Raw genomic sequence first — 16,839 nt, forward strand, 5'->3', positions numbered from 1 at the left:
ACGAACAGTCCTTGCACGCGTTACTGCGTGCGGGGGAACGCCAGGAACAACTCCGGAGCGGACAAGGGGGTGAATTCGGCGGGTCCGGCTGCCCAGGGCAGCTCTGCCATTCACCCCTGCGCGTGAAGTTCGTGGCCCCTCCACGGCACTGACGTGCAAAAACGTCGGAATGGCGTCAACCGGTCACCCGTTGATCCCGGAAAGGGTGGCGGTAGGTAGGTGTTCCTCCAGGCCGCCGGTATGGTCACCGACGTCCTGAGCCCGTCCCCCTGTGCGGCTATTCGCACGTCCACGGCGACGAACCTGTCACCGCCGCTTTTTCGCGCGCCGTGACCCAGCCGACGAAGGCCTCTTTCGAGGCGGTCGCAACGTTTCCCGGAAGGTAGGCCATGAGCAGTTCACCGGTCGCCGTACCCGCCGTCCAAACCGATGTGACCGCCTGCGGCTGGTGGCGTCCATGCACGGTCCAGGTCATCGGCGAAGTGCCGGAAGGGCAGCAGGCGCTGCGGTCCTTCCTGGACCACCTGGTCGCCTCCTTCGAGGTGCAGGGCCATACCGTTCTCGACCGCTCCCATGGCGACGTCGACCTGATGCTCATGTGCGGACAGATCCCCGAGGGGCCGCAGCTCCTGCGGGAGAGGATCCCCGACGAATTTCCGCCGCTGAGTGCGATGCTGCGCCAGCAGCACGGTCTGCGCCGCAACCCCCGTCATGTCGTCGCCGTGGTCGAGGTGCCCGAACGACTCAGTGCACTGCCCCACGCAGAAGTCGTCGCCACCGCCCGCACGGCCATGGGCCGGCTCGGCGCGGCCAAGGTCCTATTCGTGTCCCGCGGGGATGCTCCCGGGCAGGTAGGGGAGGTGACGTTCTGCAACATGGAGGGCGGCCATCCCACCGAGATCACGGACATCGCCGACCGCATGCGTGATCGGCTGGTCACCGCGGCGTGCGCCCGGCAGGTCGCTGAGGACTACGACACCGTCCGTGATGCGATCACCATCGAGGCGTGGCAGGCCAGCACCGCGCCTGAGCGACTGGCCGATGCCGGCAGGCGGATGGGCGAGCTGGGACTGCTGCCGGCGCCGGTGAAGGTGTCCGACTTCGTCTCCGACCAACTGGCTGACATGTACGAGGTCTACATGGGAATGCGGGGCTTCAGCGAAGGCATGCTGTTCGCCTTCGACCCCGATCTCAACTGCCTGGTGGTCAGCGCCTCAGGTTCCTGGGACGTCGACAAGCGCAACCTGACACGAGAGCAGACCGTGGCCGTCGAGCCGCGCCTGGCCGACGGCCAACGCCTGCGCGTCCTGGCCCCCAGCGGCATGCTGCCGATGCAGCCCTCCGTGGAGACATGGGAGATCTGCGCCCTGATGGAGGCCTGTCCCACCGTCCGCGTCACGAAGGACCCGTCAGGTACCTGGGTGCTGGACCCCGACGGGGAACGCGAGGTACCTCTCATCCGGGCCGGCATCCACGCCCACGTCGGCGTGGTCTCCAGCGACCACACAGTGATCGAAACCGTCGGGGCGGACCGCGAGCAGTTCCCCTACGGCTTCGGCTGCGGTACCGACCTGACTGTCGAGATCGCCCGCGACACCGTTCGCCGTTCACACGCCGTCAACGATCCGGCCGACCCGCGGACCTACGTGCGCTGGCCCCTGCTGTATCACGGGGAGATGGCCGTCGAACTGTGGAAGCCCGGCCTGCCCGCCCAGCCCTTCCAAGGCCTGCTCGACCTGTACGGCACGGCAGTGCGGTTCACACCCGACGACGTCCCCCAGCCGGTATGAGTGGGCGTTCCGCCTCCGGCCCGTGGACACAACCCGGCAGCGAGCAGCCTGCCACCGTCGGGTGCAGCCGTGCCGTGGGCCACCCGATCGGTAATCGCCGCCGCCCGTGCCGGGCCAGGGGGGCACGCCCCCTCTCCCGCCCAGTGACCGACGCGATGAGCAGGGATCCGGGCTGCCGCCGATCGGCTCCTCCCTCGCCCGGTCGTCGTGACCGAGGCACCGCGACGTGACCTTCCCGTCCGTCCGCCCCCGACCGTCGGCCCGGCCCCTGACCCCCGACCGCGGCGCGATGCCGGGACTGCGCATCGGCCAGGACCTCCTGCGCGGCGACCGACTGCTGCTCGCCCTGGCAGCCGTCCTGTCCCTCGCTTCGGTCGCAGCCGGTCTGGCGGTGCCGTGGCTGGCCATGGGCGTGATGCGTGCTCTCACCCGGCACCAGCCGGTCACCCAGCCCGCCGTGGGCATGAGCGTCGCCGTCCTGGGCGCGGCCGGACTGCAGGCCCTGAGCGGGTGGTTACTGGCCGGAGTCGGCGAGCGCGCCGTGCTGCGTCTGCGCCGCCGGGCCATGGGGCATCTGCTGCGGCTGCCGCTGCGCGCCGTACGCGACGAGGGCACCGGCAGCCTCACCGCCAGGATCACCTCGGACGCTGTGCTCCTGCGCCTGCTCATCGAAACCGGTCTCGTCCACCTCCCCGTGGCGCTCATCGCCACGGCGGCCACGCTCACCGCCATGGTCGTCATCGACCTCAGGCTCACCATGGTCGCCGTCGGAGCCTTCGGACTCACCGGTGCCTGCATCGCCCTCATGACGACCCGGATGAGACACCTCGCGGTCGCCCAGCAGCGCGCGCTCGGACAGCTCGCCCAGAGCCTCACCGCCCACCTCGCCGCGCTCGTCACCGTCAAGGCCTGCCGTTACGAGAGTGAGGCCGCACACAAACTCGGACACGCCGCGGACGCCGTTCGTTCGGCGTGTCTGCCCGCCTCCCGTTTGCAGTGCCTCATCGGCCCGGTCGTGAATTCGGGCCAGCAGATTGCCGTCCTGGCCGTCGCATTGGCAGCAGGGCAGCAGATCACGCACGGAGAACTGTCTCTGGCCGCCTTCAGCGGCTTCTTTCTCTACCTGCTGCACCTCACCTCGCCCCTGACCGTCGCCGCCCTCGGCATCGGCCATCTTCAGGCGGGACGAACCGCGCGAGGCCGCTTCCACCGCCTCCTCACTCGCCCCGCGGAAGCGGAACAGGACACGACCGCAGCTCCCGTCCTGCCCCTGCCCCGCCCCGACGCACAGGCAGTGACCTTTCGCCGTGTCACCTTCCGCCTTCCGCAAGGCAACCCTGTCCTGGACCATGCGAGTTTCCACGTCCCCGCGACCGGGCTCACCGTCCTCGTCGGTTCCTCAGGCGCGGGAAAGTCCACAGTCCTCACTCTGATCAACCGCCTCGCACAGGCCGAGCACGGGGAGATCCGCGTCCTGGGGAGGTCCGTCAGCAACTGGCCCCTCGGCGACCTGCGCCGACGCGTCACCTACGTCGACCAACAGTCCACCCTGATCGAAGGCACCATTCGCGAGAACCTCCGGCTTGGTCTCGCCGAACCGCCCGGCGATGCCGAGCTGCTGAAAGCGTTGGAGAGGGTCGGGCTACGCCGAACAGTGTTGCGTCTCCCTCAAGGCCTGGACACGCCCCTGGGCCGTGTCCAGGACCTGTCCGGCGGACAACGCCAGCGCCTCGCCGTGGCCCGCGCCCTCCTCACGGACAGCGACGTCCTCCTCCTCGACGAGCCGAACTCCCACCTGGACGGCATCAGCGATCGCCTCGTCACCCGGGCCGTCGACGACCTGGCGGCCACCCGCTGCGTCATCGTCGCCAGCCACCGACTGCCCACCGTCCGCAGGGCCCGGCACATCATCCTGCTCACGGAGGACGGGACAGCGGACTCCGGCAGCCACGAGGACCTTCTCACTCGTAGCAGCCACTACAGAGAACTCACCACTGGGCACGCCATAGAAGCCGGTTCACCGATTCGAACGCCGCCCGCCGATTCTCCGCACGCCTCAGCTCCGGGTCGCACCGGCAATTGAGCCCTCGCCGACAGTGGTCCGACATTCCTCCGTCCCAGCCTGGGCCAGGCGCCCGCTGTTGTCGTGGTGTACGCGCTGCTCGCAGACCTCGACGGGGGAGAGCGGTGAGGTCGGCGGCGACCTGGTCCGGGGTGAGGTGGGCGCAACAAGGCGGGATCGGAGGCGGCCTGCCTGCGCCGGCCGACGGGCTGCGCCTCGTACTGGAACAGGCGGGCGTACTCGATCAGTACGGGTACGCAAGCGGAGCAACCCGCACCCGCCCAGACCAGCTCTGAGCAGGCACTCGCCGCTTCTCTGCTGCTCCGCGAAGTACGCGAACAGCTCGCCGAACGGGAACCGGGCCTGATCGAAGAAAGCGCGGGAAGTGGCCTCGCCCGGGTGCGGGCCCAGGAGCTTCCCGTACGGCCGCTGCGGCGTGAGACGTTACGGGCGACCCAGGACCGGGTGCCGGTCATCACGCAGCGGGACGCGGAGTTGCCCGAACTGCCGCAGTCCGAAGGGGTGTTGATCAGCCGGGCGGTGCACCGGTGGAGGTTCGAGTCGCTGAGTCGGTGAGGCGGCGGTTCTGACTTTCGCCGACGCGGTCCAGAATGAGGAAGAAGACGGGAAGGCAGAGCAGCGGGACGACCCCGACCAGCAGGAGCGTCTGCGTCGGTCGGTCGTCGAAGACCAACCAGATGTCGTAGACAAACATGACGGCCGCGACGACCAGGCCCGCCGTGGCCGCCCGCTGCCACGCCTTGCGCCGCCGCGCCCCTCGGGCGATGCGCTCCTCCGCCTCCGGTCGCGTCTCCAGGGACGTGAGTCCGAGCCGCAGGGCCGTGGCGCACAGGTCGGCGACCTCGGCGATCGGGTCGGTCAGCTGATACTCGTCGAGGTGGGGGAGGCGGACCCGGTGCCCGTCGGTGGTGTAGAGATACCCCGAACAGCGCGGGGTGCTCCCCCTGTTCTCCTCGACCCGGATGCCGTAGATATCGGACCAGGCCCAGCTGCGCGTACGTATCGGCCCTCGGACGGTGACCCCGTCGGCTGTGACGAACGTACGCGCCCGCCACTGCTCGAGCGCCACCCGGCCGGCGGCGGCCAGCCAGGCCCCCACGGCCAGCACGTCCCAGCCCGACGGCCCGAGCGTCGCCATCGCGTGCAACGCGTTGGCGGTGACCAGTGCCGCCGCGATCAGCATGGTGAGGAAAGCGGGCGGTACTCCCCGCCGTCTGCGGTACTCCCGCTCGATCCCGTCGCTCATCGAAACTCCCCCGTCTACAAGGCCCTCATGGCACAGGCATGAGAGCGAAGGGATCTTATAGCCCGTCTCTGTGCAAGGTCCCAGCCGTTCGCCATCTGCCAACCCCCGCTCGGGGGACGGGCCGTCGGCCTGTGATACTCCCCAGTGGGCTGCGCTGGCCAAGGACACGCACTGCTGCTCGAGATCGGGGAGGGGATCGAGCCCAGGACGGTGATGACGGCGCCGACTGTGTTGCAACGGCAGTCACGGGAGAGTGCACGCAGGGTCTGGGCAGTTGACGGTGCTTCGGCGCCATACTGTCTCTCGCCATGCCTGATCGGCTGGGCTGTGTGGTCTGTGTGGAGGGGGAACAGGGATGCCGCTGGAGTTCGGACTGTGGCGAGTGGACGACAAGCCGGTGCGGGTCACTACGCGGCCGATGCCCTTGGAGTCCCGGCTCGAGGAACTCATCGAGGCCGATCCCGGCATCCTGGGGCACCCGCTGCTGCTGATCGGCCGACAGGTCCTCACGCAGTACGGCAAAGTCGTCGACCTGCTGGGCATGGATGCCGAGGGGGGCCTGCACGTTTTGGAGCTCAAGCGGGATCGCACGCCTCGCGAGGTGGTAGCCCAGGTTCTCGACTACGGTTCCTGGGTCCAAGAGCTCACCAACGACCAGATACGCGACATCTACACTTCCTACGCCCGCGGTAGGGGACTGGCTGAGGAGCTGGATGAGGCGTTCGCGCTGCGGTTCGGCGGCACTCCGCCGGAAGCTCTGAACTCCACTCATGCGCTCACCATCGTCGCGAGTGAGATCGATGCGGCGACGGAGCGGATCGTCACCTACCTGGCGTCGGGGTTCCAGGTACCGGTCAACGTGCTCTTCTTCCGCTACTTCGAGGATGAGGGGCGTTCCTACCTGGCACGCAGCTGGTTGAGGGACGAGGCAGACGCGGTGGCCCCGGCGGCTGGTACGAAGGGGCGCGGTAAGCAGGAGCCGTGGAACGGGACGGATTGGTATGTGTCGTTCGGCGATGAGGCCGGCGGGCGGAACTGGAACGACGCCCTTACCTACGGATTTGTGTCGGCTGGCGGCGGACAGTGGTTCTCTCGGACGATCCGGTCCTTGCCACTTGGAGCGCGGGTGTTCACGCACATTCCCAAGGCGGGCTACGTGGGCGTCGGCACGGTCTGCGGCGAACCGCAGCCGTTTGAGGACGCCACTCTCAGCGTGGACGGCGAACGCCGACGGATGGCGGATCTCCCCCTGGATGGCGTCTACCGACCCGTTGGGGAAAGAGCAGCGACGGAAGGGGAGGAACCCCGCGAGTGGATCGTCCCGGTTGCCTGGGAGCGTGCCGTGCCGCGCGAACAGGCATTGTGGCGCACGGGCTTCTTCGCCAACCAGAACTCCGCCTGCAAGCTCCGCGCCCGCTTCACGATTGACGAGGTCTCCCGTCACTTCGGCATTGATCAAGACATCCCTGAGGCCTGACAGGATCCATGGGCGGGTGTTGCTTTGTTCATACGCCTGGCGTACGAGGGGCTGGATGCGCGCGCGGGACTCGTCTCGTCGTTCGCGGAAGACGCGCCGACGGGCGCTGCGAGCCATTTCTTCGGCTTCCTCGTCGAGAGGTTCGTGGCCGCTGGGCTGGTCCTCGGCGCGCAGTCCCGGGGTCGTTTCGGCGATATGCCGGTCTGCCTCGTGTAGTTGTTCGCATGCTGCGTAGAGGCGACGTGACATGCCCAGGGATACTTCCGTGCCGGGAATCCGGCAGACCAGGAAGTCGTCCAGCCCCAAGGTCCGGATCAGTCCGCGTGCGGTTGTCTGTGCACTGGAAGCTGCGCCGCGCAGGTCAGCGCGTCTTGCGAGCGTTTCGTTTGACATTGGTCTGGGTGGAGTCGGGAGCGAACGTCGCGATGTCGGCTGGCGTGCTAGGCCGGGCGGTAGAAGTGCTGATGTGGTGGCCGTGTCCTTCCAGAAGTGGGGGGACTGCACTTCTTGTCGCACTGGCTCGCGAGGACGGGATCATGTGCCCCCTCTTTCGGGGCGGTAGGCGTCGGGGTCCTGCCGAAGAGCGATGTGATGGGGCCGGCTAGGTGTGAGGGTGCCGCGGTCCAGACGCTGACCGGCTGCCTCGTTGACGAAGCGCTCCCAGTCGTCGAGGTACAGCCCGGTGCGGAGCAGATCGCAGCCGTATCCGACGAGCCCTTGCAGCCCTGTGTCGGCAGAGCGCAGGGCAAATACGGCGGTGCCGGCTGCTGCGGCGGAGATTCGGCCGGACCCCAGCAGCAACAGGACGGCGCCCCACACGACTGCCGGCCCGAGCCCGGTCGCGGCGGCACCCACGAGGGTGACCTTGGCTCGCTTCCAGGTGGCAGTGTGCTGGTGGCCTCCACGCGTTCCGCGCTCGCCCTGTGCTTCTTCAGGAGGTAGGGGGCCAGGGTGTCGGTGCGGACCTGGTCGGACTGTTCTTTTGCGATCAGGTGCCAGCGGAGCATGTGCAACCGATAGCGGTCGGTGGCCTTGAGGACGCGCGTGGACAGACGCGGCGTCAGTCGCAGGCATTCGGGTCTTTCCCGTAGGGGGGTGCTGTACCCGGGGCGCTCGGCACGCACGGTCTAACGTCGCGATGGGAGGTTCGAAGGCTCTCGGGCGGGATCGGCGCTGTGGCCGCAGCTGCGGATCAGGGCGCGCTCACCACGCCCGCGCGTCGGCTCTGTCGCCGCGCCGGCCCAGGCCGGGTCGCCGGTGGTGTGACACCGAGGTCAGGCGCTGTCGGCGCTGCCGGTGTCGCCGATGTGGACGAAGCCGCACAGAGTGCACAGTCGGGTGCCCGGGTGCTCCGCCGCCTCTAGGGCCCGGTCCGTGCTGTCTGCGCACTTCAGGCCTGGTCTTTGCTGCGTCGCCTGACGAACCATCTGCCCGCCGGTGCCAAGACGGCCAGCGCTGCTGCCGCCAGCAGCGGCCAGTGGTGCCAGTGCCAGAGCGGATTCTGCCACCGCCACAGCGGCGCGGATGCGGCGTCGACGGGGATCGTGTCGCGGTCGTTGCCTGGCACGGAGTCGTTTGGGCCGTACACGGTGACGGAGCCCTTGGCGCCGGGGATCCGCTTGTCGATGCGGATGTGGAAGCCGATGGTGATCGAGGATCCGGCCGGTGGTGAAAAGTCACACAGGAAGTAGTAGTTGTCCGTGTCTTGTGGCGGCTGGCAGGCGTATTTCCGATCGTCGTCGTCCCCTTCCCAGGGAATGGACGTGACAGTGGTTCCGGGCGGCGGTACGACCGCGAAGGATCCGGCTTCGCCGTCGGGGGAACCGGGGCCCAGGTTCGTCACACCGAGCCGGACCACGACGGTGTCCCCCACCCTGCCCTTTACCGTTTCGGTGACGGGTATGTAGTCGGCAGGCGACGACTGGGACACACCGACGGTGAGGGCCGTGCCGACCTGCGCCAAGTCGGCGCCATGGACCGCGGTGGTCGGCAACACGCGGGTGATGTTCGGCAGTTGAGGCCGTCGACTCGGGTGGCGGGTGGGCAGTGGTCCGTCAGTCTCCCTGCGGGTGCCGTTCGTGACGGGCACCGTGGATGGCTCGGCCCGCAAGGTGGTCTCAACCCCCACCGACTGCTGGGGTTGTACCCACACCGGCCGTACCGCCGTGCCGAGCGCGATCAGGAACACGACGGCAGTGCTGAATCGGTGCCTGGCATGTTCAGCCATGCGGCCCGAACCTTTCTGGTCGCAACCCTGTCGCACCCCTTTATGGTCGGTGCGCCCTTCTGCGACAGTTCGCCGCGTGCGAGAGGGTAACCAAGCCCTGCCTCAATCTCATCCGCGCTGGAGAGGCGGAAACCGCACAGTCCGCACATGAGTCCGTCAGCCGTCAGGTCCAGCTCTGTAGGCGATCCGCCTTGTCGTCCAGGACCGATGGGACGGTCTCCGCCACGCCTCCCAGAAGACATCACGGCCCTGCTCCATGTGCTCGCGGGATCCTGTCCGTCGAGGTCGCGAAGGACTGAAGGTAGTCGTCCAAACCGCTCGCACTCCGCAGCCGGTGTTCTCGGCCGCGGGATCCGCGAACCCTGACTGGAAGCGGTATGTGGCCGGACGGTTCGGCCGGAGCATCGTTCAGCCAGCCGGTTCCTAATTCGATCTACAGGCCTGAGAAAGGCTGGAAGAACCTTGGTACTGTCACGTCGCCTTCCCCTTCGACGGCCAGGACTGGGGCTCTACGCGCCTCCTCGCGGTCGGTTCGACCAGGACGACCGCATCCTCGGATCCGAGATCATCGAGGACCTCGACACCGTCACCCAGGGCGTCCGCCTGCGCGACCGGCTCTGGACCCTGGCCGTCCCCCAACCGAATACACGCCCTGAACCACCGATGACCACCCGGGCACAAGAGAGATCACCACCCGGGCACAAGAGAGTTGGGGGAGGGCTCGGTGGTCGGCATCGAGGCCGATTGCGGCTTCGGCGGGCTTGTACGGCTCGGCCGTCCGCTCGGCTTCGATCGGCTCAAACCCCCCAGACGGCCGCCGGCTGGCACCCTCCCGCCGGGATCCGGACGGACTCTTCCGGCGTCCCAGTCTCAGAGGCACATCTGGGGGGCAGATGACCGAGGAGCCGCAGAGGCACGTCCGGCTACGACTGGCCAGGCGCCGTACAGTGCCCGTACGCGTGCGTGCACGCGTACGGGAAGACCCACCTGAGGTCCGCCCGGATCCTGCACCTGAGCCCGATGAGGAGCCTGCGCCCAGCCCGGAGTCGTCCAGAGCACACAGGGCTTGGAGTCGCGTCCGGAGTGCGAGGTGGTCCCACATCATCACCGTGGGCGGTACCGGCCTCGCCGCCGTCGCAGCGATCGGCGGGCTCTGGGCTCAGGCTGTCACCACGTACTGGAGCCAGCAGGCGGCAAAGGACCAGCTCCAGCAGTCCCGTGATGACAGCGAGAACGAAGAACGGGGCCAAGCGAAGGCAGTGTCCGTCTGGGTGGACGGGACCCTGAGCTCCTGGAGGTTGCACATTTTGAACCGTTCGCCTGACCCGGTGCCTGAGTTGACTGTGGTCTTCGACGGCAGACTGAAGTTCGAGGCGGACAAGGACCCAGATCTCGACACGGGCCCCGTGACCCGTTTCTATGCGGGTACATCTCGACTGGCACCTTGCACGGAGCTCATTTTCACGCCGAAGGCCGTCGACAGGGTGTGGAATGTGGCTGACGGTTCGCTCGGCGGCGCGGTCCGCGCGTCGACTTTCGGTGAGCTCAGGTACAGCCTTTTCGTCGATCGTGACGGTAGGCGGTGGCAACGAGGTGCCGACGGTCTGCTCACCTCGCATGTGCCCAGCGAGGACATTGGCCCTCCCCCGGAAGTGAATTGGACGGCTCCCCTCGACGACGTGCCCGAGGTGAAGAAGGCGGCGTCGTGCCGAGAGAACGACTGACCTTCAGATGGAAGCCGGCGGCTGTGGGGCGCGTACCCCTACGCCCTCCGGACGCTGTCGGAACCGGTCGGTGCGCGATTCGCATCGGCCGAGGGAGGCGGAGACCGGTCTGCGATTATTTGCCTGGATTTCACCGCCCGGCGAGGGTGTCCATGCGGTGCCGGTACGGAGTCGGCCGGCGCGGGGACGGACGCGGTCGGGGGCGTACCACCGTGTGACACTGATGCGCATGTTCGGAGTGATCGACCTTCCCACCTACCTCGCAGGGCTCGCCCTCATTGTTCTCCTTCCGGGGCCCAACTCCCTGTACGTCCTGTCCGTCGCCGCGCGGCGCGGGGTACGGGCCGGGTACACGGCCGCGGCCGGCGTGTGGTGCGGGGACACCGTGCTGATGACTCTTTCCGCGGCCGGGGTGGCCTCGCTGCTCCAGGCCAACGCCGTGCTGTTCGGGATCGTGAGGTACGCGGGCGCCGGCTATCTGACCTGGCTGGCGGTCGGGATGCTGCGGGCCGCCTGGGGGATGTGGCGGACACGCCGTGAGCGGGTGCTCGCCGAGGACGGCCCCGCCGCGGTCCTGGTCGAGCGGCCCTTCCGACGGGCGCTGGTCGTCAGCCTGTTCAACCCCAAGGCGATCCTGTTCTTCGTCGCCTTTTTCGTGCAGTTCGTCGACCCGGGGTATGCCTATCCGGTGCTCTCCTTCGTCGTCCTCGGCGTATTCGCCCAGCTCGCCAGCGTGTTGTACCTCAGTGCCCTGATCTTCGGCGGCACCCGGCTGGCCGGTGTGTTTCGGCGCCGCAAGCGGCTGACGGCGGGGGCCACCTCGGCGGCCGGCGCGCTGTTCCTCGGATTCGCGGTGAAGCTCTCCCTCGCCAGCGCCTGAAGTCCAGGAAGAGAGCGGCCTGACCGTCACCGTCGACCGGATGCTGTGGTTGCGCGACTGAAGCCGCTTCGTCACCGCTCCTCATCGCCCGCACCCGCGTGCCAGGCCGGCCGCCTCGACGGCTCAGTGCCGACTGGTCAGATCCTGGATGGCGGGTCCCTACCGGCCAGCGGACCGCCCGCGCTCCTCGACCCCGGCGGTGCCCACCGGAACTTGTGAGGGCCCCGGATCGCTTCCGTCCGGGCGACGGTGGCAGCCCTGGCGCCATGTCCGTCGTTCCGGGGGAGAGCTGTCCGCGACCCGAGCATGCAGAAAGGGGAGGCCGTCGGCCTCCCCTTTCGCGGGCGGGGCGTGCGCCAACACGGATCCCGCCGATGCCCTTGAATCTTGGTTGCACCCAGTTGACCAGGGGATCTTCGGACAGTAGCTGCCCGTTTCTCCAGGACAGTCTGCGCCCGAAGGCAGGTCTACAGCAAAAACGATTTGTACACGGATGAGCCAATATCCACTTGCTTATAGATATCTGCGCCTTCCGCAGGCATGCAAGGGCACAAGGCGACCTGCTCGCAGTGCGGGGCATGGAGAGCGCAGATGCATAGTCCCAGCCAGAGGTTGACACCTCGAGAATCTACTGGCGGGTAACCACTTCGTGGACGCAAGTGAACGAATGAAGCGACATATTGGCCTTACCGGTGCATAGGGAATGCCTGTTGGGTTTCCAGAAGCCCGGTGCCTGCTGGGACACTGCCAATGCCCGTGCGTCACACAGCGCCAACTGTGCGTCCATAGAAGCGGGTTGCACCCAGTGCGGGGGCCTGTCCGGGCCCCCGCACCAACAACCAGGGGTCCAACCATGTCAAAAACTTGCGACAGTCACGTCGTACCCGTTTCCCGGCCCGGCAAGGTGCCCCAGGCGGTACCGGCGGACGAGCCGATCTCGCACCGCCTCTCGGTGGCGCAGGTGCTGCCGACGATCACCTTCCCGGCGATCGGCTGCGCGCTCTATATCGAGGGTATGCCGCTCACCGCCATCTTCAGACTGCTGCTCGGCTGCGGCGGCATCGGCGTCCTGGTGACCCTCGCTGTGACCGGCGGGCGCCGTCTCCTGGTCGCCCTCGCGCACGGCGTCCTCGCCCTCGCTGACAACAGGTAGGACGGAGCCCTGCTGTGGGACGTCCAGAGAAACCCGTCGTCGGCCCCTACCACCGGGCGGCGATGGCGTTCAAGATGCGCGCCATCCGTGACCTCGCCGAGGTCACCTATGACGACATGGTCAAGTTCGGTCAGGCGTCGGCCGCTACCTACAAACGAACCGCCTCCGGCACGAACGTGCCGAGGTTGTTCAGGGTGATGGAGTTCGCCGACGCATGCCACCTCGCCGCTCCGCCGGAGGTGCTCGACCGGCTGCGCGTCGAGTCACGCCCTCGCGATCTGCACACGTTGTGGGCGAACGCACGGATGGAGGAACGAGGCACCCTGCGCCTGGGGGCCCCCAGGGCTCGGCTTATTGCCAACTGGGCTGAGTGCAGCCTGGCGTTGAAGACCCTCTATGAACGGGCGGGGGCGCCTCCGCTACGTGAAGTCCAGGAGTTGGCCGGCGGCCCGATGCACCTACCGCTGAGTACGCTCGCTCGGATCGTCAACCGTCAGGCGCTTCCCAACGACAATCAGCAGCTGCGCGCTTTTCTCCTCGGCTGCAGGCTGAGGAAGGAGCAACTGCCGGAATGGGATGAAGCGTGGAGCAGGCTCGTTGGCGGGCGCTCAGTCTCGATTTAGTACAGATGTGTTCGGGTGCGGGCGTATGGCAGCGCCCGGTCTGGTCCCGAGCCCGGCTGCCGGCGGAAGTAACTGATTACATCTCAGGCGGCGGCGCTGTGACTGCGCATGACGCTCGCCGACCGGCAGACAAAATCAGTTCTGGGGAGGTTCGGGGTGGTGAGCGTGGATGATGAGTCCGGTGATCCGGCCCGATTGGATGACGGGGCCGTGCTGTACCCCGCCGTTGATGGTGTTGTGTACGGTGCCCGGCCGGGCCGCTTCGCTCTGTAGGTGCTGCAACGACGTGAGGAGCTCGTGCAGTTCGGCGCCGGAGACGGCGTGGGCCTCCAGTGGATGTCGTAGGTGTGCGTCCCACTGTTCGACGGTGTCTCGGACCACGTGCGGATGGCCTGTGGACGGGGAGGCGAGGAGGCGGGCCCGCGCGGTGTCCAGGTCGGTGATCGTAGGCACGTCAGTAACGGGCGGGGCGACCAAAGCGATCAGCGCTCCGCCTGCATGGAGGGCGGCGTCGCACAACCGAGCCAGATCACGGCTGGGCGCTTTGATGCCTCGTTCGACCTTGCTCAACTGCGCCTTGCTGTAATGCACTACGGCGGAGAGCGCTGTGAGACTCCATCCGGCGCCCAAGCGCCGCTTCCTCAACTCTTCGTCGAACACGCAGGACGGCTGTGGCACGGAAACCCCCAGGACCGTCCATCCAGGTGCAAGAGGCTGCCGCACGAAAGAGTGCGGCACTCGCGACCGGACGGACAAGGCAAACGGCACTGTTTCCCGTTTCCTCTCCGCGCACGGAAGGCGCTGCTCACGACGAGAGGGACCTGCCAGGTCGGCTGCCGCGGGCGGCTTCGCACCCGGTGCTGTCGGCGGGCACCACCACGGTCATCACACGCAGCCTCTGGGTGACCACCTCGAGGTCCCGCTTGCCGTGAGCGGTAGGCCATTCCCAAGGGCGCGGGGGATAGACGGCCCGCAACGTCTCTGCACCTGTGTTCCTGGTGACCGTCTCCGCTCGCGCGGGGAGCAGGGTCCAGCTCACGCGGGTGTGCGGTCACGGTGGTCGGCTCATCGGCCCGGCCGGGTAGTTCGCGTGGCGCGGCGGCGGACGTCGGTGATCCGCAGGCCCAGCTCACGGGCACCGGCCGCCCGGCCCGCCCTTCGTGAGGGATGACGGGAATCGGCGACCGGACCCAGTCGTCCCTGACCGCCGTGGCCTTGACGGCGTTCTGCTCGGTCTTGCCGGAGATGAACTTGTCCTGGTCCTTGCGTCCAGTGGCCGGCCGCCGGACCCGGATCTCGGTGCCGTCGATGAAGCCGGTCCTATCGGCCGGCACGTCGTGAGTCGTTGCGTGCCGGTGAGGGACCAGCTCACCGGCTGGTGCCTGCAACGGCGTGTGCCCTGACGGTTGGCAGCGGCGGCGGCAGCGGCAGCGGCTGCGTCGCGTGGCCGATCCGAGCCGGGACGGGAATGCTCCGGATTCCCTGTTTGACACGCTTCGCCTCTGACACAATGCAACGGTAGGTCTACGGACGGTGGTTGGGGAACTGCCGTGACCGGCCTGCTGGGGGGAGCTTGAGCCATGCTTTCGGCCACCTACGACGAACTGAAGCACCGGACCCTGACGCTGTTCATGACCGCGACATCGTCGGCTCAACGAGCCGGCGCGGGCGCTGCCGTCGAGCGGCTCGACGCGGCCGAGCGCCCGCTGCGCGACGAGCGCTTCACCCTCGTCGTCATGGGCGAGTTCAGCCACGGCAAGTCCTCGCTGCTCAACGCCTATCTGCGAGAACCCGGCCTCTTTCCGGTGCACTCGTACGTCTCCACCCGGCTCGTCACGACGGCCCGATTCGGTCCTGAGGAGACCGTCCTGGTCTCCCTGGCGGAGCGGCCGGGTCGCTCGGCCGAACAGCGGCACATCGCACGCACCGAGATCGCCGCCTACGCCTCCGAAACGCACGTCACAGACGGGGACGCCTCGCCGGACGCCGACCGGGCCACGGCCATCTCCGTCACCCTGCCCAACTCCGTACTCGCGCAGGGGCTGGTGGTCGTGGACACACCGGGCATCGGCGGAGTCCACCGTGGGCACACCGCCGCAGCCGTCGGTGTCCTCTCCTCGGCGGACGCCGTGCTGTACGTCATCGATGCTCAGCAAGAGGTGCCTGCCTCGGGCATCGCCTTCATCGAGGATGTCGCACGGGCGCTGGACGTCCGAGGCTGTCCCGCCCGGCTCGTCTTCGCGGTCACCAAGACGGACCGAGTGGAGGAGCCGGACACGGTGGTGGCCGAAGTGCGCTCCCGGCTGCGGGCTGTCCCCGGCCTCGACCCCTACGGCACCGCCATCGTCGGGGTGTCCTCCCGGCACCGTCTGCTCCACCTCCAGGACGGCGACCCGGAGCGCTTGGAGCTGAGCAACTTCGGCGAGCTGGAGCACGAGCTGCGTACGTCGGTGAGGCTCTCCAGGGCCCGGTTACGGCTGGGCACGGCCCTCAACGAGCTGGACTCCGTCGCGCGGACGCTCCTCGCATCCGTCGACCACGCGCTGGCAGTGCTGGACGCCGCGGACGAGGCCGAGCGCGAGCGGCTCGTGGCTGCCGCGAGGCAACACCACGTCAAGGCGGGGGACCGGACCGCGACCGATGCTTGGAAGGGCGCTCTGGAAGCCGAACTGGAAGCCCTGAGCGCTGACCTGTGCCGCCGTGCGACATCGGAACTGGCCGAACTGTGGCGAGGCGTACGCGAGTCCTATCGCGCTCGGCCCGAGCTGCTGGACGACCCGCAGCTGGTGCTGGACCAGCTGGCGCGTCGGCTCGCGCTGTTGATCGCAGGTCTCGGCGACCGTGCGCGCGCCGGAACGGCGGACATCCACATGAGGGCGGCCGACCGGACCGGGCTCACCTCCCCTGCACCGACGCCGACGTCGTTGCCGCCCCTGCCTCCGCTGCCCGCCCCGACCACGCTGGCGCGGCCGGACGGGGACGACAGCGCAGAGGTTCTCGTCAAGGCGCTCACCGCCTCGGTGGAAGGAGCCCGCACCGGCGCACTGATCGGTGAGCGCCTCGGCGACATCGTCTTCAGTCAGGCCCTGGGAAGGGCGCTGCCCCGAGGACCCATCGGCGAGGCGGCACAAGGCGTCATGGCGTACGGCTCCGCACTGCTCAAGGACGATGCCCGGCCCGGCTCGTGGCCCGGAGTGTCGCCCGGCGCTCTGATCGGGGCGAGGATCGGCGCCGCCGTGGGCGCCACCGTGGCGTTCGCCGGGCGGCTGCGACTCGAACGCAAGAAGGACCTGACCGACAGGATCCACACGCTGGACCGGGCGCTCGCCCCCTGCGAGGAGGAACAGCGCACGTTCCTGCACGAGAGCCTCGACGAGATCGTCGGTGCGTGCGCACGCAGGGCCGCCGCCGACATGGAGAGGCTGGCCGCCCGCCGGCAGGCCGAGCACGAGGCGGCCCTGGCCGAGATCGAGACCGCGCTCGCTGCGGTGGGGCAGGACACGGCGCGCAAACGCCAGGAGCTGACCGACCGCCGTGCGGAACTTCACGCGCTGGGCCTCTCGATCGTCGAGGTCGCGGACGCTACGGGCGCCCTCCCGGGCTGACCACCGCGCACCGGAGGGGCAGAGGGGGAGC

The 16,839-nt window shown here is 68.3% G+C and carries 14 protein-coding genes and 2 pseudogenes; 10 read left to right on the forward strand and 6 right to left on the reverse strand.

All coding sequences use genetic code 11. The features are described from left to right. Positions 1 to 389: 389 nt before the first annotated feature. Both G9272_RS40780 and G9272_RS40785 read left to right on the forward strand, forming a co-directional pair. A complete protein-coding gene (locus G9272_RS40780) occupies positions 390 to 1,790 on the forward strand; it encodes a hypothetical protein (RefSeq protein WP_171401233.1) in 1,401 nt (466 codons plus the stop codon). A 226-nt stretch (positions 1,791 to 2,016) separates the two neighbouring features. Then, positions 2,017 to 3,873, forward strand: a complete 1,857-nt coding sequence (locus tag G9272_RS40785) for an ABC transporter ATP-binding protein (RefSeq protein WP_253268090.1) — start codon at positions 2,017 to 2,019, stop codon at positions 3,871 to 3,873. Positions 3,874 to 4,013: 140 nt separating this feature from the next. Here the strand turns inward: G9272_RS40785 and G9272_RS46505 are convergent. Continuing rightward, positions 4,014 to 4,100, reverse strand: a pseudogene (locus G9272_RS46505) (replication-relaxation family protein); the annotation flags it as partial. Between the two features lie 115 nt (positions 4,101 to 4,215). Here G9272_RS46505 and G9272_RS45625 point away from each other — a divergent pair. Beyond that, complete coding sequence (locus tag G9272_RS45625; RefSeq protein ID WP_253268278.1) at positions 4,216 to 4,428, forward strand: hypothetical protein; 213 nt, start codon at positions 4,216 to 4,218, stop codon at positions 4,426 to 4,428. On the opposite strand, the gene G9272_RS40790 is transcribed toward G9272_RS45625, so the two are convergent. Then, positions 4,382 to 5,119: a PH domain-containing protein gene (locus G9272_RS40790; protein WP_171401234.1), complete on the reverse strand. Its 738-nt coding sequence runs from the start codon at positions 5,117 to 5,119 to the stop codon at positions 4,382 to 4,384. The genes G9272_RS45625 and G9272_RS40790 overlap by 47 nt on opposite strands. A 355-nt stretch (positions 5,120 to 5,474) precedes the next feature. Between G9272_RS40790 and G9272_RS40795 the strand changes: the two genes are divergently transcribed. Beyond that, positions 5,475 to 6,596 carry an endonuclease NucS domain-containing protein gene (locus G9272_RS40795; RefSeq protein ID WP_171401235.1) on the forward strand — a complete coding sequence of 374 codons (1,122 nt, stop codon included), beginning with the start codon at positions 5,475 to 5,477 and terminating at the stop codon, positions 6,594 to 6,596. 24 nt (positions 6,597 to 6,620) lie between these two features. After that, positions 6,621 to 6,812, forward strand: coding sequence for a hypothetical protein (locus tag G9272_RS40800; RefSeq protein ID WP_171401236.1), 192 nt, complete (start codon positions 6,621 to 6,623; stop codon positions 6,810 to 6,812). A gap of 318 nt (positions 6,813 to 7,130) precedes the next feature. Here the strand turns inward: G9272_RS40800 and G9272_RS40805 are convergent, their stop codons facing one another. Both G9272_RS40805 and G9272_RS40810 read right to left on the reverse strand, forming a co-directional pair. Then, entirely contained in the window at positions 7,131 to 7,451 is a 321-nt protein-coding gene (locus G9272_RS40805) for a hypothetical protein (RefSeq protein ID WP_171401237.1), read from the reverse strand. 535 nt (positions 7,452 to 7,986) lie between these two features. After that, the gene (locus G9272_RS40810; protein ID WP_171401238.1) at positions 7,987 to 8,823 is read right to left on the reverse strand and encodes a hypothetical protein; all 837 of its coding nucleotides are present in this window, start codon (positions 8,821 to 8,823) and stop codon (positions 7,987 to 7,989) included. Positions 8,824 to 9,932: 1,109 nt separating this feature from the next. Between G9272_RS40810 and G9272_RS40815 the strand changes: the two genes are divergently transcribed. The 4 genes from G9272_RS40815 (at position 9,933) to G9272_RS40830 (ending at position 13,203) form a co-directional block, all read left to right on the forward strand. Continuing rightward, complete coding sequence (locus G9272_RS40815) at positions 9,933 to 10,547, forward strand: hypothetical protein (RefSeq protein WP_171401239.1); 615 nt, start codon at positions 9,933 to 9,935, stop codon at positions 10,545 to 10,547. Positions 10,548 to 10,776: 229 nt separating this feature from the next. Continuing rightward, complete coding sequence (gene leuE, locus G9272_RS40820; RefSeq protein ID WP_171401240.1) at positions 10,777 to 11,427, forward strand: leucine efflux protein LeuE; 651 nt, start codon at positions 10,777 to 10,779, stop codon at positions 11,425 to 11,427. An 853-nt stretch (positions 11,428 to 12,280) separates the two neighbouring features. Continuing rightward, positions 12,281 to 12,580, forward strand: a complete 300-nt coding sequence (locus G9272_RS40825; protein ID WP_171401241.1) for a hypothetical protein — start codon at positions 12,281 to 12,283, stop codon at positions 12,578 to 12,580. Positions 12,581 to 12,594: 14 nt separating this feature from the next. Continuing rightward, entirely contained in the window at positions 12,595 to 13,203 is a 609-nt protein-coding gene (locus G9272_RS40830; protein WP_216377859.1) for a hypothetical protein, read from the forward strand. A 135-nt stretch (positions 13,204 to 13,338) separates the two neighbouring features. On the opposite strand, the gene G9272_RS40835 is transcribed toward G9272_RS40830, so the two are convergent. Both G9272_RS40835 and G9272_RS46285 read right to left on the reverse strand, forming a co-directional pair. Continuing rightward, on the reverse strand, positions 13,339 to 13,656 hold the full coding sequence (locus G9272_RS40835; protein WP_253268297.1) for a hypothetical protein: 318 nt from the start codon (positions 13,654 to 13,656) through the stop codon (positions 13,339 to 13,341). A 36-nt stretch (positions 13,657 to 13,692) separates the two neighbouring features. Continuing rightward, positions 13,693 to 13,971, reverse strand: a pseudogene (locus G9272_RS46285) (helix-turn-helix domain-containing protein); the annotation flags it as partial. Between the two features lie 812 nt (positions 13,972 to 14,783). Here G9272_RS46285 and G9272_RS40845 point away from each other — a divergent pair. Beyond that, the gene (locus G9272_RS40845) at positions 14,784 to 16,808 is read left to right on the forward strand and encodes a dynamin family protein (RefSeq protein WP_171401243.1); all 2,025 of its coding nucleotides are present in this window, start codon (positions 14,784 to 14,786) and stop codon (positions 16,806 to 16,808) included. Positions 16,809 to 16,839 lie beyond the last annotated feature (31 nt).

The sequence above is a fragment of the Streptomyces asoensis genome (genome assembly GCF_013085465.1).
GTDB lineage: Bacteria > Actinomycetota > Actinomycetes > Streptomycetales > Streptomycetaceae > Streptomyces > Streptomyces cacaoi_A.